The 24,035-nt window shown below is 43.2% G+C and carries 23 protein-coding genes; 17 read left to right on the forward strand and 6 right to left on the reverse strand.

Translation table 11 applies throughout. From position 1 onward, the window contains the following. Positions 1–2,121: tandem-95 repeat protein (locus tag D5I41_RS02870; RefSeq protein WP_119008410.1), on the reverse strand; the 2,121-nt coding region annotated here is incomplete at its 3' end. Positions 2,122–2,507: 386 nt separating this feature from the next. Then, a complete protein-coding gene (hpf, locus tag D5I41_RS02875) occupies positions 2,508–2,864 on the reverse strand; it encodes a ribosome hibernation-promoting factor, HPF/YfiA family (RefSeq protein WP_119008411.1) in 357 nt (118 codons plus the stop codon). 664 nt (positions 2,865–3,528) lie between these two features. Between hpf and D5I41_RS02880 the strand changes: the two genes are divergently transcribed. From D5I41_RS02880 to D5I41_RS02925, 10 genes are all read left to right on the forward strand, one after another. After that, positions 3,529–5,607: a DUF4962 domain-containing protein gene (locus tag D5I41_RS02880; protein ID WP_119008412.1), complete on the forward strand. Its 2,079-nt coding sequence runs from the start codon at positions 3,529–3,531 to the stop codon at positions 5,605–5,607. A 247-nt stretch (positions 5,608–5,854) separates the two neighbouring features. Continuing rightward, a complete protein-coding gene (locus D5I41_RS02885; protein ID WP_119008413.1) occupies positions 5,855–6,316 on the forward strand; it encodes a hypothetical protein in 462 nt (153 codons plus the stop codon). 92 nt (positions 6,317–6,408) lie between these two features. After that, positions 6,409–7,308, forward strand: a complete 900-nt coding sequence (locus D5I41_RS02890; protein ID WP_119008414.1) for a LysR family transcriptional regulator — start codon at positions 6,409–6,411, stop codon at positions 7,306–7,308. Positions 7,309–7,441: 133 nt separating this feature from the next. After that, the gene (locus tag D5I41_RS02895) at positions 7,442–7,873 is read left to right on the forward strand and encodes a universal stress protein (RefSeq protein WP_119008415.1); all 432 of its coding nucleotides are present in this window, start codon (positions 7,442–7,444) and stop codon (positions 7,871–7,873) included. Between the two features lie 273 nt (positions 7,874–8,146). Further along, positions 8,147–9,772 (forward strand): phosphoethanolamine transferase, encoded by a 1,626-nt coding sequence (locus D5I41_RS02900; protein ID WP_119008416.1) that lies wholly within the window; start codon positions 8,147–8,149, stop codon positions 9,770–9,772. An 824-nt stretch (positions 9,773–10,596) separates the two neighbouring features. Next, on the forward strand, positions 10,597–12,312 hold the full coding sequence (gene aspT, locus D5I41_RS02905) for an aspartate-alanine antiporter (RefSeq protein ID WP_119008417.1): 1,716 nt from the start codon (positions 10,597–10,599) through the stop codon (positions 12,310–12,312). Between the two features lie 88 nt (positions 12,313–12,400). Continuing rightward, positions 12,401–13,996, forward strand: a complete 1,596-nt coding sequence (locus tag D5I41_RS02910) for a bifunctional aspartate transaminase/aspartate 4-decarboxylase (RefSeq protein WP_119008418.1) — start codon at positions 12,401–12,403, stop codon at positions 13,994–13,996. Between the two features lie 727 nt (positions 13,997–14,723). Then, complete coding sequence (locus D5I41_RS02915; protein WP_119008419.1) at positions 14,724–15,683, forward strand: TRAP transporter substrate-binding protein; 960 nt, start codon at positions 14,724–14,726, stop codon at positions 15,681–15,683. A 78-nt stretch (positions 15,684–15,761) separates the two neighbouring features. Next, positions 15,762–16,253, forward strand: a complete 492-nt coding sequence (locus D5I41_RS02920; RefSeq protein WP_186811089.1) for a TRAP transporter small permease — start codon at positions 15,762–15,764, stop codon at positions 16,251–16,253. Position 16,254: 1 nt separating this feature from the next. After that, entirely contained in the window at positions 16,255–17,559 is a 1,305-nt protein-coding gene (locus tag D5I41_RS02925) for a TRAP transporter large permease (protein WP_119008421.1), read from the forward strand. A gap of 68 nt (positions 17,560–17,627) precedes the next feature. Here the strand turns inward: D5I41_RS02925 and D5I41_RS02930 are convergent, their stop codons facing one another. Next, a complete protein-coding gene (locus D5I41_RS02930; RefSeq protein WP_119008422.1) occupies positions 17,628–18,299 on the reverse strand; it encodes a type 1 glutamine amidotransferase domain-containing protein in 672 nt (223 codons plus the stop codon). A 134-nt stretch (positions 18,300–18,433) separates the two neighbouring features. On the opposite strand from D5I41_RS02930, the gene D5I41_RS02935 reads away from it, so the two are divergent. Continuing rightward, complete coding sequence (locus D5I41_RS02935; protein WP_119008423.1) at positions 18,434–18,916, forward strand: tetratricopeptide repeat protein; 483 nt, start codon at positions 18,434–18,436, stop codon at positions 18,914–18,916. Between the two features lie 20 nt (positions 18,917–18,936). Here the strand turns inward: D5I41_RS02935 and D5I41_RS02940 are convergent, their stop codons facing one another. Continuing rightward, complete coding sequence (locus D5I41_RS02940; protein ID WP_119008424.1) at positions 18,937–19,737, reverse strand: arylamine N-acetyltransferase family protein; 801 nt, start codon at positions 19,735–19,737, stop codon at positions 18,937–18,939. A 136-nt stretch (positions 19,738–19,873) separates the two neighbouring features. Here D5I41_RS02940 and D5I41_RS02945 point away from each other — a divergent pair, with 136 nt between their 5' ends. Further along, entirely contained in the window at positions 19,874–20,212 is a 339-nt protein-coding gene (locus tag D5I41_RS02945; RefSeq protein ID WP_119008425.1) for a zinc ribbon domain-containing protein YjdM, read from the forward strand. Positions 20,213–20,233: 21 nt separating this feature from the next. Here D5I41_RS02945 and D5I41_RS02950 read toward each other — a convergent pair whose 3' ends face one another. Continuing rightward, entirely contained in the window at positions 20,234–20,593 is a 360-nt protein-coding gene (locus D5I41_RS02950; protein WP_119009217.1) for a DoxX family protein, read from the reverse strand. A 100-nt stretch (positions 20,594–20,693) separates the two neighbouring features. On the opposite strand from D5I41_RS02950, the gene D5I41_RS02955 reads away from it, so the two are divergent. Together D5I41_RS02955 and D5I41_RS02960 are read left to right on the forward strand one after the other, a co-directional pair. After that, positions 20,694–21,581 carry a LysR family transcriptional regulator gene (locus tag D5I41_RS02955; RefSeq protein ID WP_119008426.1) on the forward strand — a complete coding sequence of 296 codons (888 nt, stop codon included), beginning with the start codon at positions 20,694–20,696 and terminating at the stop codon, positions 21,579–21,581. A 54-nt stretch (positions 21,582–21,635) separates the two neighbouring features. Continuing rightward, on the forward strand, positions 21,636–22,265 hold the full coding sequence (locus tag D5I41_RS02960; RefSeq protein ID WP_235868842.1) for a YceI family protein: 630 nt from the start codon (positions 21,636–21,638) through the stop codon (positions 22,263–22,265). A 69-nt stretch (positions 22,266–22,334) separates the two neighbouring features. Here the strand turns inward: D5I41_RS02960 and D5I41_RS02965 are convergent, their stop codons facing one another. Beyond that, positions 22,335–22,802 carry a hypothetical protein gene (locus D5I41_RS02965; RefSeq protein ID WP_119008427.1) on the reverse strand — a complete coding sequence of 156 codons (468 nt, stop codon included), beginning with the start codon at positions 22,800–22,802 and terminating at the stop codon, positions 22,335–22,337. Between the two features lie 366 nt (positions 22,803–23,168). Here D5I41_RS02965 and D5I41_RS21175 point away from each other — a divergent pair, with 366 nt between their 5' ends. Genes D5I41_RS21175 through D5I41_RS02980 form a run of 3 tightly spaced genes read left to right on the forward strand, consistent with a single transcriptional unit; the run spans position 23,169 to position 23,982 of the window. After that, complete coding sequence (locus D5I41_RS21175; RefSeq protein ID WP_162892780.1) at positions 23,169–23,327, forward strand: CCGSCS motif protein; 159 nt, start codon at positions 23,169–23,171, stop codon at positions 23,325–23,327. A gap of 47 nt (positions 23,328–23,374) precedes the next feature. Beyond that, positions 23,375–23,710 (forward strand): TehB family protein, encoded by a 336-nt coding sequence (locus tag D5I41_RS02975; protein WP_119008429.1) that lies wholly within the window; start codon positions 23,375–23,377, stop codon positions 23,708–23,710. A 53-nt stretch (positions 23,711–23,763) separates the two neighbouring features. Then, positions 23,764–23,982 (forward strand): hypothetical protein, encoded by a 219-nt coding sequence (locus tag D5I41_RS02980; RefSeq protein WP_119008430.1) that lies wholly within the window; start codon positions 23,764–23,766, stop codon positions 23,980–23,982. The last annotated feature ends 53 nt before the right edge of the window (positions 23,983–24,035 follow it).

Genomic DNA, 24,035 nt, shown 5'->3' on the forward strand with positions numbered 1-24,035 from the left:
ACCGTCAGTGATGGTGTAGCTAATGGTTGCATCGCCATTGAAATCTGTGGCGGGTGTAAACACCAACTTGCCATCCACAATCTCTACCGCACCTTGGTCAACTGGCACTGAGGCTGCAGTGATAGTCAGCTTGTCTCCATCAATATCTGTATCGTTGTTCAGCACATCAATGGTGACCGCGGTATCTTCATCCGTTGCAGCGGTGTCGTTAACCGCTATAGGGCCATCATTTTGTGGCGCAACCGCCACAGCCACTTCGGCGCTGGATTCTTTATCACCGTCAGTGATGGTGTAGCTGATCGTCGCATCACCATTGAAGTCTTTGGCTGGTGTAAACACCAACTTACCATCCACAATCTCCACCGTACCTTGGTCAGCTGGCACTGAGGCTGCAGTGATAGTTAGATCATCGCCATCGATGTCAGTATCGTTGTTCAGCACATCAATGGTGACTGCGGTATCTTCATCCGTTGCAGCGGTGTCATTAACCGCTACAGGGCCATCGTTTTGTGGCGTAACTGCTACCGCTACTTCAGCATTGGCATATTCACCATTACCATCCGTAATGGTGTAGCTGATCGTCGCATCACCATTGAAGTCTTTGGCTGGTGTAAACACCAACTTACCATCCACAATCTCCACCGTACCTTGGTCAGCTGGCACTGAGGCTGCAGTGATAGTTAGATCATCGCCATCGATGTCAGTATCGTTGTTCAGCACATCAATGGTGACTGACGTATCTTCATCGGTGCTTGCGGTATCGTTAACCGCAACTGGGCCGTCGTTCTGCGGCGCAACCGCCACGGCCACTTCAGCGCTGGATTCTTTGTTGCCGTCAGTAATGGTGTAAGAAATCGTCGCATCACCATTGAAGTCCTTCGCTGGTGTAAACACCAACTTACCATCCACAATCTCCACCGTACCTTGGTCAGCAGGGACTGAGGCTGCAGTGATAGTCAGCTTGTCGCCATCAATGTCTGTATCGTTGTTCAGCACATCAATCGTTACAGCCGTATCTTCGTCAGTGCTTGCGGTATCATTAACCGCAATTGGGCCATCGTTTTGAGGCTCAACAGTCACCACAACTTCGGCAGAAGACTCCAATCCACCTTCGTCTTCGATGACGTAAATAATCTTCACTTCGCCGTTAAAGTTTTCAGCGGGCGTGAACTCGACCTTGCCGTCCACAATCTCAACTGAACCCTGCGATGGGTCAACGAGCGATACGTCTTTTAGCGTGATTTTGTCACCGTCAATGTCGGTATCATTATCAAGCACATCGATAACCACTGCCGTGTCTTCTGGGGTTGATATGACGTCGTCGACTGCAGTCGGTGCGTCATTAACAGGGACAACTACGACAACGGCAGTTGCGCTGTCTTCGTTGCCATTACCGTCTTTGATGGTGTATTCGATTTCAGCTTCGCCATTGAAGTCTTTGGCTGGCTTGAAGTAGTAGCTTCCATCTGGGCTTTGGTGAACAGTACCTTGGTCTGCGGGTACGGAAATATCAATGATCTCAATATCGTTAGGATCAATAAAATCGTTTTCTAATAAATCTAGGGTGACGTTCTGATCTTCTAGTGTCTCTAAAAGGTCATCAACCGCAGTAGGAATAACAATTTTATCATTTTGAGAATCAGAATCGGCATCACTGCCTGGCGGTAGGATAGTGTTAGCATCAGTGACGAACTGTGTGATGGCACTTTCTTGTTCTTCAGTAAATAGATAGCCTGAAAAGCCTTCGGTATTGAACGTAGTTTGCGCAATAGTTTCGGCATTATCACGATCAACAGCGCCTGTTGCTGTTAGGCTTGAGCCCGATAGGTCACCTGAACTTGGTTCTGAGCCTTCCAGCTGAGAAGGATCATCGCCTTGTTTAACAATATTGATGACGTTTTCGGCATCAATATTGTTCAGAGCACCGTCTTTGGCCTGAGATATCTTTAGTTCTCTAACGAGATCCTCTGCAACCGTAACGGCATTGTCACCAACAGAAAGGACAACCTCTCCACTTTGCGGAGTATACCCTTCCGATGCCAACTTTAAATTACCATTCGCGTCTATAACTAACCACGCGTCTCCAAGAATCACTTCTTGAGCAAATGAGATACTATCCATGTCTTCTCCCGCTAAACTTCTTAATTAGCTTTTGTATGTATATTGTGCAGATCCTTCGCACTTGATCGAAATTTACCATGCAACAGTCAACAACTCTATTGTAAATTTCCATTAACAAATGATTTTTATGAAAAATGCAACATATGTGCTCCTAGACGCACTGATTCATATCCAACAAGTAATAACAGGCTCATAAATCCATAATCCAGGCGAATATTGCGAGGTGAAATATGCAGAGATTTGTTACGAGAGTTTTACACAAAAGAATCACATGAAAGGCTTGGTGAACACAGATAAAAGAGGGGAAGGGTTCCGAACTAGAATTAGATAAGATCAAAAAAGCCAGCATCTAAAATGCTGGCTTGATACAAATTCCGTTTTTGTTGTCACACTAGTTTCATTTCTTGAATAATATCGGATGCAATTTCCGGTTTAGTACTAGTTGGCTTTTCGTGAAGATCAGACTTCAGTTGTCCTTTACGGTTACGAAGACCCGTTTCCAGCTTCTTAAGTGCTCCAGCAATCGCCGGATACATTACCTCATTATTTGACTTCGCTGTAACTCTTACACCTTCATAGTTGGTGAAGACCTCTACCTCGTGTTCCCCATGTTCTTTGGTGATAATGATATCGCAGCTGATTAGTTGCGGAAAATGACTTGCTACCTTATCGAATTTCCCTTCAATCTCTTTGCGTGAATCTTCGGTAATTGATACATGATGCGTCTGAACATTTACTTTCATTGATTATACCTTTCTTATCACTCTGTAACTTAAACGTAGCAAACGACTGGCACTTCCACCAACAAAACTCCAAGACATCTGTGATTGGCTTCCCTGATATAAAATAATCTTAACTTTACCCCTTGAATATCACTTCACTAGACAGAATATGTTTGTCACCAGAGATTGTCGGTCTCTTCATTTCTATCTACTGTGCCTCAAATCACCCCTTAGAAAAGTGTAACAAAACATATCTTACCTTTGATTTTCGCAAGTGATTACTTCAGAAGCGACAAGAATGTCGAGCGAGCTCAAAATCGGAACACATGTCTTAATTTTCGACTATCTTTGATTCGGTTAATAAACCGTTTAGCCTTTGTAATCGAGCAAATAGTCATACTATATAAGGGAAATCAGCCACATAGTTGATAACGAAATATCCGTGCTCAAACATAGAAATGAGCGTGATTTTATCTACGTCAGCCTCGGTAAAATACTTCGTAGGCTCATATAAACATTGCTAATTTTTAATCAATACTTTGCATAAGGAAACGCTAGACCTGCGGAGGGCGTCACAAAATGAACAATTTTGTGAAATGACAATCGTGATCTTAGGTTAATTGTATTACAATAAGCTTTATAAGAATTTTATTTGTTCCCCCAAACACAATTTACGGGAGTTCGTATGAGCAACGACAAAGCGCTTGATGCTATCAGAAAGATGAAGCTTGAGAATGATACGTCAGCGGGTAACCTAGTAGACCTTCTACCAATCGAAGTTCAAAAAAGAGACTTTGATCTTTCATTCCTAGATAACCTTTCTGAAGCACGTCCACGCCTTCTAGTACAAGGTGCAGACCTAGCAGAATTCAAAGCAAAGGTTAAAGCAGATTCTTCTTTCTGCATGTACAACGATTTCATCAAGAACTCTACTGAGAAGTTCTATGAAACAGCACCGTTTGAAGAGCCACAGCCATACCCTGCAGAAACTGTAGGTAAAGCGTCTCTTTGGCGTCCTTACTGGCGTCAAATGTACGTTGATTGCCAAATGGCGCTTAACGCAACGCGTAACCTTTCTATCGCTGGTATCGTAAGCGAAGACGAAGACCTAATTGCTAAAGCTAAAGCTTGGACTCTAAAACTTGCTACTTACGATCCAGATGGCGTGACTTCTCGTGGCTACAACGATGAAGCAGCATTCCGCGTAGTTGCAGCAATGGCTTGGGGTTACGACTGGCTAAACGCTCACTTCACTGATGAAGAGCGCGAGATCGTTAGAAACGCACTAGTCGTTCGTCTAGACGAAATCATGCACCACCTGAAAGTAACGGTTGATCTACTGAACAACCCACTAAACAGCCACGGTGTTCGTTCTATCTCTTCTGCTATCATCCCAACGTGTATCGCGCTTTACCACGATCACCCGAAAGCAGGCGAGTACATTGCATACGCACTAGAATACTACGCAGAGTACTACCCACCATGGGGTGGTGAAGACGGCGGTTGGGCTGAAGGTCCTGACTACTGGAACACGCAAACTGCGTTCCTAGGCGAAGCATTCGACCTATTGAAAGCTTACTGTGGCGTAGACATGTTTAACAAAACATTCTACGAAAACACAGGTGACTTCCCACTATACTGCATGCCTGTTCACTCTAAGCGCGCTAGCTTCTGTGACCAGTCTTCAATTGGTGATTTCCCAGGCCTAAAACTGGCTTACAACATCAAGCATTACGCTGGTGTTAACCAGAAGCCTGAGTACGTTTGGTACTACAACCAACTTAAAGGTCGTGATACTGAAGCGCACACTAAATTCTACAACTTCGGTTGGTGGGACTTCGGCTACGACGATCTTCGCTTCAACATCCTTTGGGATGCTCCAGAAGAGCAAGCACCGTCTAACGATCCATTGTTGAAAGTATTCCCAATCACTGGTTGGGCTGCATTCCACAACAAGATGACTGAGCGTGATGAGCACATCCACATGGTGTTCAAGTGTTCTCCGTTTGGCTCTATCAGCCACTCTCACGGCGACCAAAACGCATTCACACTGCATGCATTCGGTGAAACTCTTGCTGCAATCACTGGTTACTACGGTGGTTTCGGTGTTGACATGCACACTAAGTGGCGTCGTCAAACGTTCTCTAAGAACCTTCCTCTATTCGGTGGCAAGGGTCAGTACGGCGAGAACAAGAACACTGGCTATGAAGGTCACCAAGATCGCTTCTGTATCGAAGCTGGCGGTAACATCACAGACTACGACACAGAATCTGATGTGAAGATGGTTGAAGGTGATGCGACGGCTTCTTACAAGTACTTCGTTCCTGAGATCGAATCTTACAAGCGTAAGATCTGGTTTGTTCAAGGTAAAGTATTCGTAATGCAAGACAAGGCTACTCTATCTGAAGAGAAAGACATGACTTGGCTAATGCACACGACTTTCGCTAACGAAGTGGCTGACAAGTCTTTCACTATCCGTGGCGAAGTAGCGCACCTAGACGTGAACTTCATCAATGAGTCTGCTGACAACATCACTTCTGTGAAGAACGTTGAAGGCTTCGGCGAAGTTGACCCATACGAGTACAAAGATCTTGAAATCCACCGTCACGTTGAGGTTGAATTCAAGCCATCTAAAGAGCACAACATCCTTACTCTTCTAGTTCCTAATAAGAACGAAGGCGAGCAGGTTGAAGTGTCTCATAAGCTTGTAGGTAACACGCTAGAGCTAACTGTTGACGGCGAGACAGTAACTATCGAGCTGTAATAGCTTGATATAATCCCCCCAAACGCCTAAATCCCAGAGTGACTCCCCCTCACTCTGGGATTTTTTTATGTGCCCCCCTTAATTCATACACCTCTTCATGCTACTCCCTCCCTTGATATTAATCCCATTATTGAGATTTAAGCTCTTAATATTTTATATTTACGGAATCAATAGCGAGGCGTAATATTCTTCTTGTCGGCAGGGAATGCGGAATATCAACTTTAAATTAATCTATAAAGGTGAACGTATGAAAACCCTATCAACACTATTAATTACAACTCTATTTGTCACTCCTGCCGTATTTGCAGCGAATCAAGACACGACTCAAATCACAGACCAACAAACCACAAGTTCGTTTATGGACTACAGTCAAAAAACTGGCGGTGGATACACTTGGGAAGATCCTAGTGATAAAACCGGTGGTAGCTTTACATGGGTAGACCCTAGCGAGAAAAGCGGTGGCGGCTATACATGGGAAGACCCTAGTGACAAAACCGGTGGTAGCTTTACATGGGTAGACCCTAGTGAGAAGAGCGGTGGCGGCTATACATGGGAAGACCCAAGCGACAAAACCGGTGGCAGCTTTGCATGGGTAGACCCTAGCGAGAAGAGTGGTGGCGGATACACTTGGGCAGACCCAAGCGACAAAACTGGTGGTAACTTTATCGGCGATGAAGACGATAAACGCAACGGTGGTCGTTTCTCGTAACCCTTATCCATGTTTTTATAGGCAAATAAACTCGCACCCTCAGCGTCTGTAATGTATTTTTATAACAGATACTTACAGACGTTGTATGGAACATGGCACGTAACCTAGATGACTTCTACCTATTCTGTCAGGTAGTAAAACTTGGCAGCATGAAAGCCGCAAGTGAAGAGCTCGAAATTCCTCTTTCGACTATCAGTCGGCGCATTGCTTACTTGGAAGAACAAGTAAGGTCTCCCCTATTTATTCGTTCTAAAGCCAGCCTTAAACCCACCAACATAGGCAAGCAATACTACGAACGTCTGTCTTCCCATTTTACTAGCCTTTGCGATGAGCTAGAAAATATCAATAGCGATAAAGACGATGTCTCCGGACGGGTAACCATTGATTGTACTGACTTTGTGTATCAGTATTTTATTAAAGATAGAATGGAAAACCTGCTTCGAAAATACCCAAAATTAAAACTGAAGTTTATTCCTGCTTCTGATACCTCAACTTTAGATCCAGACGCAGATATAGGCGTTTTGGTGGGCGATCTTCCAGACAGCAATTTAGTCGCAAAAAAGCTAATGTCAATTAACGTGAGAGTCGTTGCTTCACCTACGTTTTTAAGGTCACCCCCAACCACATTGGCGCAACTCAAAGAAATTGATTATGTTGGCCACCTTCAACATCAATCAATCACTGGCTACAACAAAAAAACACATAATCTCGAAACGGTTAAACTCTATCCAAAAATATCCTTGGCCAGCGCTGAATCCGTAGTGCAGATGGCGGAAAATGGCTTGGGGTTCGCATTTGTATCTGAATACTTTGCAGAGCAAGCCATGAAAAGAGGTAGCTTGATCGAGTGGTTACCCGACTACGATTTCTCTCATCGCGATATCTCCTTGGTGTATCGACACAGAACGCGGAAAACCAATGCCCAGCAAGTGGTCATCGAGGCTATTCTCGCCGAGTTCAAGGACTACAAAAGTAGGCTTGCTCAACAATAAGAACAAATAATTATCTCCATCACAGAAACCTTGAAATATATAAGGATATTCTCTGATGTGAGAGCTTTCCTACACTCTTTCTTTGTAAAAGTGTCTATTATTGAAAGTGTTACTAAAGGAACAGGGTGCCGTTATGAAATACAAACATATACTAGTCGCACTAGAGCTCGCGGAAGACAGCAAGGTGCTTATTGATAGAGCTGCCGTTCTGGCAAAAATACTCGACGCAGAGGTTTCATTTATTCACATCGATGGATCGCACGGAGAGATTTACCCAGACTTGGTAGATATTCAGGTGGATGAACAAGAACCTCCAATCAAACGTGCTTCTCTAGAGCAGTTGAAAACACTCACAGAGTATACCGATCAACCTATCAAGCACTTCCTCATTGGTACAGGAGATCTGAGCGATAAGCTACCTGACACCATAGCAAGTTACGGATGCGATCTTCTAATCTGTGGACATCACCATGACTTCTGGAGTCGTATTATTTCCTACTCCAAACACCTGATCCACAACTCACCTGTCGATATCTTAGTTGTACCGTTAGGAGAAAGTAACTAGAAGATATAAGCCACAGTCATCAAATAGAAAGGGCCTCTGAAGCGCAACGCTTGAGGGCTCTTTTTTTATTTAGAGTGCCTTCACATTCTGAACTTTAGACTAATCCCTTCCTAAATAAGTGATGAATTCCTTATCACAGTGTCAATAACAGCTAGAATCTTTCTAGACAGAGCATTCATAGCAGTAATCTAACTTTTACTCTCAGTCATCGCTGCACTCACTTGTTATCTTGCTCCCCTCAAAGAGGATAATTGTGAGCAAAGGGTTAATACAATGAACTTTCTATTTAGGATGATTACCGGACAATATAGGCTTATATGGTTATGTACCATCGTCTATTCCGCACTCTTTAACTTCTCATTCTTTAAGCACTTCACTGATGCCTTTCCTACAAGCGATGGTAATACCGGCTTTTTAATCAGTGTTGTCGTATTTTTGATTGCTGCTCACGCTCTAGTATTTTCAATCTTAGGTGGACGACTATTCACCAAGCTAGTGCTGATAATAGGTTTCTTGATTGGCGCTTCAGCCGCGTATTTCTCTTGGACTTACGGCATCGTGATTGACACGGTAATGTTAAGAAACATCATAGAAACCGATAGCAGTGAGGCGTTTGGCTTACTCTCACTAGAGCTCATCATGGTTATATTATTAGGCGCTCTGGTTCCCGCATATCTTGTCTACAAAGCACCGGTAGGTTATCAGGGGGTTCTCAAAGAAATTAGAGCTAAGCTTTTCTCTATCATGCTTGCTGTTGTGATGATAGCAGCCGCTCTAGTGCCTTATAGTGCCAATTACGCCTCGTTCTTTAGAGAATACAAGAGTGTTAGGTTTTACTCAGCACCTCTTTTTCCACTCTATTCAGTTGGGAAATACTTTGGCAAAAGCCATGTCAGCCCGCTTAAGCCAGAGTCTGAAATGATCAATGTTGTGCCAGATGCCAAAATAGAGCATAGCGACCCAAACAAACACGATCTCATTGTGCTAATTGTGGGAGAAACAGGACGCGCTGACCATTTCTCACTGAATGGTTATAAACGTCAAACCAACCCGAGATTGAGTAAGCGCAAGGGAGTTATTAGCTTCTCGCACATGACCAGTTGTGGCACCTCTACAGCAGTGTCTGTGCCGTGTATGTTCTCCCCTGATCCGAGAGATGAATTTGACAGTAAATCCATCTACAACAAGCTCAACGCCCTAGACGCGCTACATGAAAATAATGTCGCTGTCCTTTGGAGAGACAACAATTCCAGCTCTAAGGGCGTTGCTGAACGCGTTGATTATCAGTCATTTAAGTCTTCTGACCTCAATACGGTCTGCGACCCTGAGTGTAGAGATACCGGAATGCTAGTTGGTCTGGATGACTATGTCGATAAGCACCCAAATCAAGATATCGTTGTTGTACTCCATGCGATGGGCAGCCACGGGCCAGAGTATTTTAAGCGCTACCCTCAGGTCTTCGAACAGTTCACTCCTGTATGTAAAAGTAATCAACTGGCTAAGTGCTCTAGTGATGAAATCATCAATGCCTACGACAACACCATGCTATTTACTGACTTCTTCATTGATAGCAGTATTGATTGGTTAGATCAGTACTCAAACCAATACAAAACCGCTCTGCTTTACGTCAGCGATCATGGTGAGTCTTTGGGTGAAAACGACATATACTTGCACGGCATGCCCTTCGCTTTTGCGCCGGAGGTACAAAAGCACATTGCGGCAGTCGCATGGCTTAATGACTCGTCAACGTTCAAGTATCAAGACGTAGTTAAAAACAAAGAGGTGCCGTTCACTCAGGACAATTTTTACTGCTCAGTGTTATCACTGCTCGATGTAAATACGAAGTTTTGTCCTCATGAGAAATCAATTTTCTTTGAGCACCACAAAGAACAAAAGTAGTTGTGACGCTCAATTAACTGATTTAATTAGATTCTTAGTAAGAGAAATTTAAAAAGAGAGTATTTGACGGATCTGATCAGTCATATGCGAGTGTGTTGATCTTTACGCCTTGATTACACTCACTCGTGAACCTCGCCTAGTGTTTGATTAAGCCACAAATACTAGGCAGTTCGACCTACAAAGTTAGCGCCTTGAGCGTTTTATGGTCATCTTGACCAACATTTCTAATTGAAAAGTCCACACCTGAGACTCCCTTTGCCCTAGCTAGTTTGCTGGGGCTTTTTTTGTCTTAATTTCTCTCGCCAGTAGTACCCCTGTTTAAAAGATCATCATCGCTGCCCACTCAAAATGATTATCGCCTAACCCATTATTTTAAATAAGCACGCGCCCAATAAGAGAGTGCCAATCGCTACCCGAAGGGCTCGGCAAGAAAGGCTCGGCCAGAAGCCATTTACTCTTCGTTGAGCGACTTTTGCTTAGATGACTAGGCGGCAAGTCCCTCGCCTTGATTAAATGGCTTCTGGTCGAGCAAAATTTAATCGCAAAAGGTCAACAGACCCTAGTTACCTACCTAGAAAAGAGTGATTAAAGCAAATTTCAATTTAAATCAGTAACGCTCTACAGAGATTAAACCAATATAAAACAATAGGTTAATACTTTTTGCTAGCTAAGTGAGGATTTAATCATTCAAACCAGATTGTTTGATTTTAAATTACCTCGTTAAAGTTGCCTCACTCACTGATTTGGTGAGTTAATTTTAAGTCAATTCAAGCAATATGCCTCTGTTTGGCTACCTATTTTAGAATTTAGAAAGTGATTTAGTTATGAGCATAATTTCAGATTTATTTAACTTATCACCATTTATAGCTTTATTTATTACTCTCTCTTTAGGTTACCTAGTAGGTAAGATCACTATTGGACGTTTTGTTCTTGGTGGTGTTGCAGGAACACTATTGATGGGCGTAATAGTTGGCCAATTTGGTGTAAACATTGACCCTGGCGTGAAGAGTATCTTCTTTGCTTTATTTATCTACGCTGTTGGTTATCAGGGCGGAGCTCAATTCTTCAAAGCCCTTAACTTTAAAACCATCAACATTCTGCTGTCAGCAGTAGTGATGACAGTATCAGGCCTTTTATGTGTCTTGGCAGCAGCATGGCTGTTTGACCTAGACCGTGGTACAGCTGCAGGCCTTGCCGCCGGTGGTTTGACTCAATCTGCAATCATAGGTACTGCTGGTGATGCGATCGGACGCCTTGGCGGCTTGACCGAAGAAGCTAAACATCTAATGCAAACCAACGTTGCTGTGGGTTATGCGGTGACATATATCTTTGGCTCTCTAGGTCCAATCCTAATGGTAACTTGGGTATTCCCAACACTCATGAAGTGGGATATCCGCGCTGAAGCTATCAAAATGGCAGAAGCTAACTCAGATGGTCCGCAAGCTCTAAGTGAAGGCGAATTTAACGCTCTAACCAAACTAGAAACTCGCGCTTTTAAGATTGATAGCGAAAGCTCTCTTAAAAACAAAACCATTGCCAACGTCAATCAAGACTCAATCAATGCCCGCATTGAAATCATCGAGCGAGACGGCAAAGAACTTGATGCAGATAGATATAGCGTTGTTCAAGAAGGTGATGTTCTAGTCATCACTGGCACTCGAGATGCTATCTACAAAGTACAACACGCATCCATTGGCGAAGAAGTGGTGCTTCCAGCTGACTATCAAGTCATCGAAGAAAACCGCCAATTAATTGCAGACAACAAAAAGCTGATTGGTCGCACACTAAGCGATATACGTTCAGAGGCCAATGATGGTACTTACCGCGGCGTTTATGTCACTGACTACATCCGCGAAGGCAGTTCTATCGCAATTACTTCAGACCTAGTGGTTCAGAAAAACGATGTTATTCAGCTAACAGGTTCAGCTAAAGACATTAACCGTGTTGAGAAAAACATCGGCAAACGCATGAACACAAGTGCGATGACAGATTTCGTTATTCTTGGCATGGGTATGGTTGTCGGCCTTCTAATTGGCCTAATCAGCTTCAAGATTGCGGGCATCCCAGTGACCATTGGTTCTGGTGCAGGCTGTCTGATCTCTGGCCTGATAGTCGGTTGGTTGCGTAGCCGCAATCCGCATGTGGCTCAGTTCCCTCTTTCAGCTGCAGCCTTCATTCGTGACTTTGGTCTAGCTGCATTTGTCGGCATCGTTGGTCTAGAGGCTGGTCCTCAAGCTGTTGATACTATTAAAGAACACGGTATGAGCCTTCTGTTCCTAGGTATGGCAGTAACCATTATTCCGCAAATTATTTCGTTCTTCTTCTCTTACTATGTGTTGAGAATTAAGAACCCAATTGAAGCACTAGGATGTGTGACTGGTGGTCGAAGTGCAAACCCTGCATTCGCAGCCCTAATGGAGAAAACAGGTAATGCAACACCGGTATTTACCTTCACCGTCACTTACGCCGTAGCAAACGTTCTGCTTACGCTATGGGGCCCTATTATCGTCGGCATTATTACTGTTAACGCTGGCATGTAAATAACACAACTATTCAAGACTGATCCCTTACTCAAATAACAAGGGAGGGGATCGTCTTACCAAAAATTATTCAATTAAGGTTTTTAGAATGACTACTACAACTTCAAACATCGACTTTTCAAAATTTGCAGACCTAAGCCCATTCGAACTAAAAGACAAACTTATCGAAGTGGCACAAACTGTTCCAGATCGCGCACTGTTAGATGCAGGTCGTGGTAACCCTAACTTCCTAGCAACTCTGCCACGTAAAGCATTCATTCGCCTTGGTGAGTTTGCAGTCGCTGAAGCTGAGCGTAACTACGCTTACCTTGGTGGTGATTTCGGTGGTATCCCCGATGGTGTGGGTATTGTTGAGCGTTTCGATACCTTTACTAAAGAGTACTCAAACGACAAAGGTGTTCAGTTCATCGAGCGTGCACTCAGCTATGCAAAAGATCGTCTAGGCATCCAAAAACAAGCGTTCCTAAACGAACTCGTTCTCGCTTACCTAGCGTGTAACTACCCAGTACCACCACGCATGCTAGTAAACATTGAAAAAGTGGTTAAGCAGTACATCGCAGAAGAAATGTACGGCCCAGTACCAATGACCACAGATTTCGACCTATTTGCAACGGAAGGTGGCACGGCTTCAATGACCTACACATTCCAAACTATGTTCAACAACGGTCTATTGAAAAAAGGCGATAAGGTTGCGCTAATCACGCCAATCTTTACCCCTTACCTAGAAATCCCAGAGCTTTCTGAGTACGAACTAGAAATCGTTGAGCTACGTCTTGATGAGACCACTTGGCAGCTACCAATGTCTGAAATCGAGAAACTAGCAGATACAGACATCAAACTACTTTGCGTAGTTAACCCTGCTAACCCAGCATCAGTGAAATTCTCTAATGAGACTCTAGAGAACCTAACAAACTTTGTGAATGAGCAACGCAGTGACCTATTCATCATCACCGATGACGTATACGGTACATTTGCAGATGACTTTGTTTCACTATTCGCAAAACTACCGTACAACACACTTTGTGTTTACTCGTTCTCTAAATACTTTGGCGCAACAGGCTGGCGTTTAGGTACCATTGGTATCCAACACAAAAACGTATTTGATGATGCACTACGTTCTTTCAGCGAAGAAAAGCAATGCCAACTTGATGACCGTTACAAAACACTGACTCCAGAGCCACGTGACATTAAATTCATCGACCGCATCGTTGCTGATAGCCGTAGCGTAGCCTTGAATCACACTGCAGGTCTATCTCTACCGCAGCAAGTTCAAATGGCAATGTTTGCTCTGACTTGCCTTATGGATTCTGAAGGTAGCTACAAAGCAGCATGCAAACGCATCATTCGTGAGCGCTACATCACTCTATACACCAGCATGGGTCTAGAAGTTGAAGAGAACAAAGACCGCGTTGATTACTACACACTACTAGAGCTAGACACTCTAGGTGGCAAACTATACGGCGAAGAGTTTGTTGAGTGGTTCAAAGCAAGCGGTAAAGGTAAAGATTTCCTATTCCGTCTAGCTCATGAGACTGGTGTTATTTTACTACCAGGTAACGGCTTCGATACTGTGCATGCGTCTGTTCGTGTATCTCTAGCTAATCTGACTCACCACGAGTACGAACTTATTGGTCGCGCAACTCGCACCGTACTTGATGAGTACTTCGCTGATTTCCAGGGCTAATACTTCTTATTGAAGAATAAGCCAATGAGCCTCGGCTATACCGAGGCTTTTTCTTCTAAGAGTTGTCCCATCCTGAAATGTGTTTACACATTGAGGACAAATTATGACAATTCCCAATACTCTCTTTTCATGCCTATCTATCATTCGTAATCTCAATGTTGGTGCTTGTCATTAGGCTACTAAAACGTGTGCATTTTTTCCGAAAATACCAATTATTGGTGGGATTATCATTGCTAGACATCTTCCAAACCTATATTGCCATCTCGAATTAACTCGCTACCTACCCCCTCTAATAACGGTCCCCTCCCCCCTTTAAGAGGTCCTGCTTTAAACCAATGTCAATAAACCCCATAGACCTTCTCTAAAGTGTGACCTGATAAGGCACCGCACTTTCGGTTCACTTTGACTCAGGTCTCAATAACCCCACCAATACACCCAATGAATGACTGCCAAAATTTTAATCATCAGAAAAATCAACCAGTAGAGGTCAAAAAATAGTCAGCCGGCACATTCTTGATGTCGCTTTTCATAACACCACCAGCAACATCGTGATAAACCTTTGTTATTTAATACAAAAAACATACCAAACCAACTTAGTGAGAGTCTGCTCGAAAATAGGACGATATTTGTCATATAAGATGACATAGCACAAACACATTGAGTGGGTGAATAATTTACCTAAGTGTGTAAGTAAAAATCCATAATGATAAAAATAAGGATATCGTGAATGAAAAAGACTCTCGTAACGCTAGTGGCCACCTCTGTTCTTGCCGCCTTTGGCGTCAATGCTAAAACTCTTACACTAGGGCACGCAATGAATCTGGATAGCGCCGCTCACGCTGGCATGGTTATCTTCGCTGAGAAAGTGAAAGAGAAATCATCAGGTGATATGGACGTTAAGATCTTCCCTAACGGCATGTTGGGTTCAGAGCGAGACCAAGCTGAGCAGGTTGTTACTGGTGCCCTAGATATGGCGAAAATCAATGGCTCATTGGCTGAGTCGTTTGAACCTACCTACAAAGCAATTTCTATCCCTTATCTATTCCGCGACTCAGGCCACATGCATACCTTTATGCGTAGTGAATCTGCAGAAAAATTACTGGCATCCAGTGCGGGTAAAGGCTTTGTGGGAGTAACCTTATACGACTCAGGCTCTCGTAGCTTCTACAGCTCTAAGCCAATCAATACACCAGAAGATCTGGCTGGTTTGAAGATCCGTGTTCCTGAATCTCCAACCATGATGGAAATGGTACGCCTACTCGGTGCACGAGCGACGCCAGTACCATTCACTGAGGTTTACACTGCTCTTCAGCAAGGCGTCATCGATGCGGCTGAAAACAACATCTCAAGCCTTGTTGAGATGAGACACTCAGAAGTAGCTAAATACTACTCAATGGATCAGCACATGATGACTCCAGACCTCATCATGATCTCAGAGGTCACATGGGCAAGCTTAACCCCTGAACAGCAGAAGATTGTGAAGGAATCAGCCATCGAGTCTATGGAAGAAGAGATCAATATCTGGGCTGCAACCGATGCTAAGAACATGAAGATTGCTAAAGAATCTGGCGTGACATTTGTAGACGTTGACACAAGCAAGTTCCGCGAAAAAGTCCTGCCTATGATTGAGGACGCGAAGAAAGATCCTGCTCTGAAATACTACATCGATTCAATCGAAGCAATGTAATCACACCCACCTTTATTAATGCCCTCTGTTTTGGAGGGCTTATTTTACTGATCTTGACGTGGAGGGAAGATGTACTCAATTTTACGTCAGTTTAAAACACTTTTAGATAAGACCATTCTCACCTTTTGTGGAGTGGCAATTGTCACCTTAGTGGTTACCGTTACGTGGCAGGTTTTCAGTCGCTATGTACTCAACGACCCAAGCTCTTTTACCGATGAGTTGGCTCGCTATACCATGATCTGGTTTGGTCTCGCCGGGGCAAGTTACTTGTTTGGCAAGAACGGGCACTTAGCAATTACTCTCTTTATTGGTTCGGTTAAGACTGCACATCGCAAATATTTTCATGTCTTAATCAATCTAGTCTCTGTGACTTTCATCAGCTTGGCGATGGTTAAGGGCGGCATGTTACTAATGAGCCGTACCATGATGCAGTTCTCTCCTGCCCTGCAGATCCCTATGGCCTATGTTTACTTCATTTTGCCACTGTCTGGGATTGTGATGCTCATTTACCTAGCCCTGAATACCATGGAACTGTTCGCCCCTGCTCAAGACCTCAAGGAAGGTGAATAGTATGGATATCTCTATCGGATTTTGGCTACTGTGCCTGTTCCTATTTCTAATCGCATTTAGTGTACCTATCGCTATTGCGATCGCTATGTCTTCACTTGTGATCATGTGTACGATACTGCCAACCAACGTGGCATTTATGACCGCAGGCCAGAAGATAGTCACGGGTATAGACAGCTTTAGTTTACTCGCCATACCCTTCTTTATTCTCGCCGGTAACATAATGAACCGTGGCGGGATAGCCTCTCGTCTAGTGCACTTTGCCAAAGTATTGGTTGGCCGTATGCCGGGGGCGCTATCTCATGTAAACGTGCTCGCGAATATGTTGTTTGGTTCGGTCTCAGGATCGGCGGTTGCAGCAGCGGCAGCCGTTGGTAAAACCCTAGAGCCTGAATTGGAAAAAGAAGGTTACGATAAGTCCTATTCAACGGCGGTCAATGTGGCTTCCTGCCCTGCCGGATTGCTCATTCCACCAAGCAACTCTTTGATTGTATTCTCTGTGGTGAGTGGTGGTACCTCAATCGCAGCCTTATTCATTGCAGGTTACGTACCCGGCATTCTGATGGGCCTTAGTTGTATGGTGGTGGCTTACATCATTGCTAAGAAAAAGGGCTATAAGAGTGCGCCGATGGAGCTCACTTTACGTGAAAAACTCCTCATTACTTGGCGTGCCGTGCCTAGTTTAGGGCTAGTGGTCGTGGTTATCGGCGGGATCATTGGAGGCATATTTACCGCCACTGAAGGCGCCTGTATTGCCGTACTTTACTCATTCGGTTTATCGCTGTGCTATCGGACCTTAGGTCTTCGAGAACTCAGAACCATCTGTGTAGAAACCGCTGAAATTACCGGCATCATGCTGTTTTTGATTGGCGCTTCAACCATCATGTCGTGGGCCATGGCATTCACTGGTCTACCGAGCATGATCAGCGAATGGATGCTATCTATCTCAGATAATCCAATCATCATCTTTATCCTAATGAACATAATCTTGCTCATTGTAGGGATGTTTATGGATTTAACTCCTGCGGTATTGATTTTCACCCCTATCTTCATGCCTATTGCAACGCAACTGGGTATGCACCCAATTCACTTCGCTATGATGATGATATTCAACCTATGTATTGGTATTGCAACACCGCCAGTGGGTACTGCGTTATTCGTTGGCTGTAGTGTGAGTGGGGCCAAGATAGAGAGTGTCATACGATCCATACTGCCATTCTGCGCAGTGTTAATCGTCACCCTATTGATGATCACTTTTATTCCAGCGATTAGCTTGGCACTACCAAAAGCATTTGGCCTGATTAACTAATTTCTTGTTTAAAGCCAAAATTAAAAGCGCCTCTTCACTAACGAGCAAAGAGGCGCTTTTTTATTTATTTAAGAAAGCAACTTCACTAAGGCTTTACCAACTGCACTCGCACTGGTCGGATTTTGCCCTGTGATCACACGTTCATCAACAATCACTAACTCTTGCCAAGGCTGAACCTTGTTAAACCGAGCTGCACTCCTGGTCAAAGATTCTTCAAGTAAAAATGGAATGTCATTGATAGTGCCGAAGTCTATTTCCTCTTCTCGAGTAAAGCCTGTCACCGATTTCGACTGGAGCAGTGTTTCACCATTGCTTAGGGTAATAGGTAACAACGCTCCAGGACCATGGCAGACCGCTGAGATGATGCCACCCGCTTCATAGTGCTGCGCTGCAATTCTGGCGAAGTCTTCATTCGTTGCAAGATCTGAAAGCAGACCAAACCCACCAGGATAGAATATAGCGTCATAGTCTGCGATATTCACTGCAGATACAGGAATCGTGTTATTGACACGACTCTGAAAATCACTATCGGCAAGAATATCCGTATTCACGTTATCGCCCTCAATATCAGTTCCGTAAAGTGGGGCTTTACCACCTTGCATTGAAGCAATGTCATAGTCAAAACCAGCAGCTAGTATGGCATGCAGTGCATGAGTTAATTCTGGAGCGTATGTACCATTAGCTTGATCGGTTTCACCAAGAGTTGCATGGTTGGTAACGGGAATAAGTACTTTGGCCATTTTTTATCCTTGAGCGCTAAATGAAGTGGCTTAGTACTAGATAGTAGTTGCTAATTGATTGATGAGTAATAGTATTATTCATTAGTCAGCTCAAAGATGAGCGCCATTTTCAGATAGCAATCTAAGGAGCCAGCATCGATAATGTCATTGAAAATGCAATTGCATTGCGTAAAGAAGGAAAATATTCGGAGTCCCGACGACTGCTTGAAGGCCTTTTACTCAATGAACACTATCAAGGACAAGCGCACCTGCATATTGCCTGGTCTTTTGATAATGAAGGCAGGGAGCAACTGGCCATTTCACATTATCAACAAGCATTACTCGGCAAACTTACCTCAATAGAACGCTTCGACACGCTGTTTGGTCTTGCCTCCACTTTTACAAGTTTAGGTCAATACAAAAAGGCACTTAGATACTTTGAAAAGACGATCGATGAATATCCAAATTCGGTAGAGGTGCAACCATTTTACGCAATGTGCTTATACAATCTTGGCGAGCATAAAAAGGCGACCTCTTTGCTGCTAGAACTGCTCATTTCTACCACCAGCAGTGAGGCCATCAAAGAGTATCAACGAGCAATATTGCTGTACGCGAAAGATTTAGACCAGAAATGGTAGCAGCGGCAAAAGTATTAACATCACTTCACATCAAAATGCTGAGCAATCTTCTGATAAGGCACATCAAGATCTAAACCAAAATGAAGTTTTACTTGCTTAAAGTAGTCAAATTCATCCGACAGCTTGATCTCAGTAATCTGATCACCCTTCTTAATTTTCAGAAGATCATTCAGCAACGTAATTGCCCCGTCTTCAGTCGCTATAGAAGCTATGCTTGCAGACGTAAACACCGAGTTTGGGCTTGTTGACGTAAAATGATTACCATAATCAATATCTCCAGCACATACCTCTTCCATATCGAAACTATAAAGATCTAGCCAGTTATCTTGGTCTCTTACCTGAAGCATAGTTCCATATAAGTCATGGCTGACTAAACGAAAGGTTTGTAGATCAGTACAAAGCTCAGTATCCATTTTTAAAGGTAGCGGATGCCTTGGCGTTTGCGAACCAAAACCCACATCCACCAACCACTGCTGCCCGTCCAGAGTGACCAGTGAAGTTTGATGTCCTCGCCCAGTTGGTTCTCCCGACAGGTGAACTCGTCCTAGCAGTGCTCTTGCTTCAAAGCCCAAAGCCAGTAAGACTCTCAACATTAGGCCATTCAACTCAAAACAGTAACCGCCACGCTCACGAGTGACCACCTTATTGAAGATTCCATTTGCAGTAGTTTCGATATTTTTACCCGCAATCACATCAAAGTTTTCAAAAGGTACTGCTCTGTGCTGAGAAATGTGCAATGCCTTTAGACCTTGTGTAGAGACCTCGGGGGACATTGATAAGCCTATTCTAGAAAGGTATTGAGTGAGGGTATCTGAGTTCATTAGCCAAGTTCCTTATTTTAACTAAACAGCAAGTTAGCATATTTCTAGTCTTGTTAAACCCTGTTGTGCTCTCGCCAACACTGTAAAACCTCAGTACCATATGACGAAAATCTCAATCCATCGGAAACCCAATAATATGTCTCTTCCTCCTTGCCCAAATTGCGACTCAGAGTATGTGTACCAAGATCAGAGCAACCTTGTATGCCCGGAATGCGCTTACGAGTGGAACCCAACTCAAGAGGCTATTGAGGCAGAAGCATCAGCAGTGCGCGACGTTAATGGCAATAAGCTAGAGCAAGGCGACAAGGTCACAATCATTAAGGACCTCAAGGTCAAAGGCAGTTCATCAGCAGTAAAAATTGGTGCTAAAGCTGTAATCAAGCGCGTGACAATAGCCAAAGACCATCAACTAGACTGCAAAGTAGAAGGCTGGGGAGAAATCCTAATCACCGCTAAATATGTTAAGAAGAGTTAACCCCTGAGCGGATTCAAAACGTTAATAGAGCCTAAACAGTGGTAAGGCAACAAGTGTAGATAATAGCAATGTCACTATTGATGGAATCGCATCCTTCCACGTATCAAATCTAAAATGGAAGAATATCGCCCCAACGGAGACTATAGCCAACAAGCATCCGCCTAATGACGTCAGTAGGGATAAACTACTAATCATCCCTACTAAAATCATGCTTGCTCCCGTTGCCTCAATCACTCCAATAGCAAACATTATTGTCCGATTTAAACCGTACTTTTTGAAAAAGCTCAGCTGAATGTCAAACACCGCCTTTACCCAACCAAGCATTTTTATTGAGCTTGCAAGCAAGAAAAATACAACCAATAGACTTTTAACAATCAACATCATTTCAACCTCCGATAAACAGTCACAGCATTAAAGCATTCCTCTTTGAAGATAAGTACCCTAGTATTTAGCTAGTTATCATTCCTAAATGGAATACATTATGGATAAACTTGATTGTATAAAGGTATTCACTCGCGTAGCCACTCTTGGCAGCTTTACCGCCACTGCGAACGAATTGAATGTCACACAAAGCTCAATAAGCAAAAAAATCGCTTGGCTAGAAAACGATCTAGGCATTGCCTTGTTCAGCCGACATGCTCGAGCTATTAGCCTAACCTCAAGCGGCCAGAAGTACTTAGAGTTCGCATTAAAACTGACCGAAGATACTCATTTATTTGAATCTCAGCTTAGGCAAGAGCAAACGTCTGTCTCTGGCACCTTAAAACTCTCTGTACCTAGCGCGTTCAGTGTTCGATTACTCTCACAGCCTCTGAGTGATTTTATGTGTTTGCACTCTAATTTATATGTTGATGTGTCCGTATCAGACACACTTGTCGACCTTGTTGACGAGAATATTGATGTGGCAATTCGAGCATCCTACCTAAAAGATTCGGGACTAAAAGCCAAGTGGTTAATGGATAATGAACTCGCCTATTTCGCTTCGCCTAAATATTTAGATAACCACCCTAAGATCGAAAATGCCAATGATCTAGTTCATCATCAATGCCTGACATACTCCTTATCGATTCCTTCCAATTTGTGGCGATTCTCAATAGATAAGAACACGCTGAAGGTGAGAGTAAAAGAGCGTCTACGAAGTGACAGTCCGGAGATGTTGGTGCAAATGGCCAAACTAGGAGAAGGTGTAGCCGCTATGCCTAAGTGGATGATTGAGAAAGAATTACAAGACGGCTCATTGCAACTGATACTGGAGCAATATCAACAAACCAAGTTGCCCATGTATCTAGTTTTTAAAGATAGTGAGCACCAACCTCAACGCATTAGAGCCTTTATAGATTTTCTTGCAGACTACTTTCTTACGCGATAGTTTCCCAAGTTCCTCTTACATGAGTTGTTAAGTAAAAGTTGCAAAGTCTGTTGTTTGAACAACACTCTAACCCATACAATGGATATCGAGGAAAAAGATATGCGACCTCTACTGACGCTCTGCGCAATGCTCTCTATAAGTTTATTCATCCCTTTGAAGGCAATAGCTGCTGGACACTATAAGGTGGATTCAAAGGTCTCGACAGTCAGTTTTGCAACCATTAAGAAACAATATGTTGTTGAGCCTGCTGTAATTAGTGGTTTATCGGGAAATCTTGATGATAAAGGTATGCTCAGTGTTATGGTGCCTCTGAAGAACTTAGACACCGGTGTGTCGATTCGCAATGACAGGCTTAATGAGCTATTTTTCAACGCGGCAACTTTTTCAGACGTGAAGATTTCAGCTCAAGTTCCCGCAGAGTTGATGAAAGGAGATCGGGTAATAACCCAGGCAACAATTCCTGCAACAGTGACTTTATATGGAAAAACTCAAACTCTAGATTTTATGCTCAATATCGTAAGGGTGGGAGAGATTATTTCTGTATCGAGCGTCAAACCTGTGATCGTTGATGCTGGGAGTTTTGGTATTCCGAAAGCAAACCTTCAAGCCGTATCAAAAACGGTAGGTGATATAGCGATATCCGCCACGGTCGCTGTAAATGTTTCTTTGGTACTTATAAAGTAGCAGTTGCGAGGCGTAACTCAGTTAATAGCGCCGACTTTGTGGCGCTATTTTTGTATTTGATAACAAGTGTTATCTATTTGCCAGAACTGCTAAAGCCGACCCCATTGCCATACGAAAAAGCTTCTCCGTATCCTCTTCATTGAGCTCAAAAGCAGCTGATAAGCGCCCCTTTAGCTTCAATGACACTCGCTTAGAATAAGTACCGGTTAAGCCTTGAATGGCATCTAAAGCAAACAATTCATAATAGTTTCGGAACAGAGGCACTGTTAACGTATCGCACCAAGACTCTAGGAATGTATCAGGCGATGTCATATCAAGTAGAGGCAGCATTTCGGGGAACGCACGCCCCTCAATACCCTCCAAAAAATTTAAGCAATTTGGATAATAACCTTGAATTGTGCTTTTTCGGGTGTTCATAAACTGCGCAAGGCGCGAATAAGTCACAGCATCCCAGCCTTCGGCTTTAAACGTCTCCCAAATATAGTCATCCAGCATTTTTTTATTCGCTTCGTATTGCTCTCGTGAAATGCGCGCCATTGTAAATAAACACCTTCGGTTTTACGTACTAGAGACCCAATGTATCATATTGACCTGGATCAAAGCTAATTGATTAAACAATTAGCTTTGGCTAACTAGTAAAAAATGCCCATAAAGCACTGTTTAATTTGCTTAAACAGCATCAAAAACCGTTGACCCGTACAGGCGAGAAACGAAAGTTGAAAGGCATGCTAGTCACAAACGATCGAGATTTAAGAGGTTTTTATGTGTGAAAAAGCTTGATCTAAATAAGATTGAATATAAGATGTATTTCAGATGCAACTTAATAACATCAATGAGAACGCTCTCTGCTCTCAAGATCTAACGTTGTTAAAAACGATGAATGAACACACTCGGAGCTACGCTATGAACTTTTCAGTTAAAAAACTATTCGGCAAAAAAGACAACCAATCAGAAAATGCTGTACTAACTAAGCAACAAAATGCACAACCAAAAACAGACACACAAGAAGCACCAAAGAAAAAGCACGGTGAACCTGGTGTTTGCTGTGGCTCTTGTTCTTAGTTAATGGACGAAACTCACTCAATAATTCAACTTGGCAGGTGATAGATATGTCGATTCCAAACGATTTTGTAAATTATAAGAAAACGGACGTTTTCACAAAAGAGACTATCCCAAAAATGTTTTTGTTTGAGCACAACACAAAAGCGGGTGTATACGGAAAAATTAAGGTCATTACGGGCACATTGAAATTTACAGGATTTGAATCCCGCCGAGGTAAAGTCGAGAAAGAGTGTTTGATCGAGACCGGTGAAAGCCTTATTTCTCCCCCAGAGTACTGGCATAAGGTTGAGTTTATTGCAGAAGGTACTCAGTTCTATGTTGAGTTCTATGCACAAAAGGACTCTGAGATCGCTAGGCAAAACTTAAGCGAACGCAACGAGTGATATTGCTGAACCATTGATTGAACAATGAAGAAAATGAAAGGTAAAAATGGATTATGGATTTTAAAAAAGTAACTCAGATTGGCGGTATTATTCTAATTTTCAGTGCGTTAGTAATGGTGATATCGATATTAGTCAGCTTTCCTTTTGCCTCTCATTTTAGCATTGGTACACAAATTGCTGCACACATTGTAACCATACTTACCGCTGGCGTACTTAAGGTGGGATATGTCGCATTTATCGTAGGGAAATATGAGAGAGGCCTTGCATTTTAGAGTCTAAAAGTCGCTTCTAATCTAGATGAATCCGAAAACCTGCGAGTAGGCAA

It is taken from the genome of Vibrio superstes (assembly GCF_003569005.1).
GTDB lineage: Bacteria > Pseudomonadota > Gammaproteobacteria > Enterobacterales > Vibrionaceae > Vibrio > Vibrio superstes.

Excerpts from the sequence above, each read along its gene's own strand:
- D5I41_RS02880 (WP_119008412.1), top strand. The coding sequence starts at position 3,529 with ATGAGCAACGACAAAGCGCTTGATGCTATCAGAAAGATGAAGCTTGAG.
- D5I41_RS02965 (WP_119008427.1), bottom strand. The coding sequence starts at position 22,802 with ATGGCGCGCATTTCACGAGAGCAATACGAAGCGAATAAAAAAATGCTG.
- D5I41_RS02885 (WP_119008413.1), top strand. The coding sequence starts at position 5,855 with ATGAAAACCCTATCAACACTATTAATTACAACTCTATTTGTCACTCCT.
- D5I41_RS02890 (WP_119008414.1), top strand. The coding sequence starts at position 6,409 with ATGGCACGTAACCTAGATGACTTCTACCTATTCTGTCAGGTAGTAAAA.
- D5I41_RS02945 (WP_119008425.1), top strand. The coding sequence starts at position 19,874 with ATGTCTCTTCCTCCTTGCCCAAATTGCGACTCAGAGTATGTGTACCAA.
- D5I41_RS02895 (WP_119008415.1), top strand. The coding sequence starts at position 7,442 with ATGAAATACAAACATATACTAGTCGCACTAGAGCTCGCGGAAGACAGC.
- D5I41_RS02930 (WP_119008422.1), bottom strand. The coding sequence starts at position 18,299 with ATGGCCAAAGTACTTATTCCCGTTACCAACCATGCAACTCTTGGTGAA.
- D5I41_RS02950 (WP_119009217.1), bottom strand. The coding sequence starts at position 20,593 with ATGTTGATTGTTAAAAGTCTATTGGTTGTATTTTTCTTGCTTGCAAGC.
- D5I41_RS02900 (WP_119008416.1), top strand. The coding sequence starts at position 8,147 with ATGAACTTTCTATTTAGGATGATTACCGGACAATATAGGCTTATATGG.
- D5I41_RS02980 (WP_119008430.1), top strand. The coding sequence starts at position 23,764 with ATGGATTTTAAAAAAGTAACTCAGATTGGCGGTATTATTCTAATTTTC.
- aspT (WP_119008417.1), top strand. The coding sequence starts at position 10,597 with ATGAGCATAATTTCAGATTTATTTAACTTATCACCATTTATAGCTTTA.
- D5I41_RS02915 (WP_119008419.1), top strand. The coding sequence starts at position 14,724 with ATGAAAAAGACTCTCGTAACGCTAGTGGCCACCTCTGTTCTTGCCGCC.
- D5I41_RS02955 (WP_119008426.1), top strand. The coding sequence starts at position 20,694 with ATGGATAAACTTGATTGTATAAAGGTATTCACTCGCGTAGCCACTCTT.
- D5I41_RS21175 (WP_162892780.1), top strand. The coding sequence starts at position 23,169 with ATGAACTTTTCAGTTAAAAAACTATTCGGCAAAAAAGACAACCAATCA.
- D5I41_RS02940 (WP_119008424.1), bottom strand. The coding sequence starts at position 19,737 with ATGAACTCAGATACCCTCACTCAATACCTTTCTAGAATAGGCTTATCA.
- D5I41_RS02975 (WP_119008429.1), top strand. The coding sequence starts at position 23,375 with ATGTCGATTCCAAACGATTTTGTAAATTATAAGAAAACGGACGTTTTC.
- D5I41_RS02925 (WP_119008421.1), top strand. The coding sequence starts at position 16,255 with ATGGATATCTCTATCGGATTTTGGCTACTGTGCCTGTTCCTATTTCTA.
- D5I41_RS02910 (WP_119008418.1), top strand. The coding sequence starts at position 12,401 with ATGACTACTACAACTTCAAACATCGACTTTTCAAAATTTGCAGACCTA.
- hpf (WP_119008411.1), bottom strand. The coding sequence starts at position 2,864 with ATGAAAGTAAATGTTCAGACGCATCATGTATCAATTACCGAAGATTCA.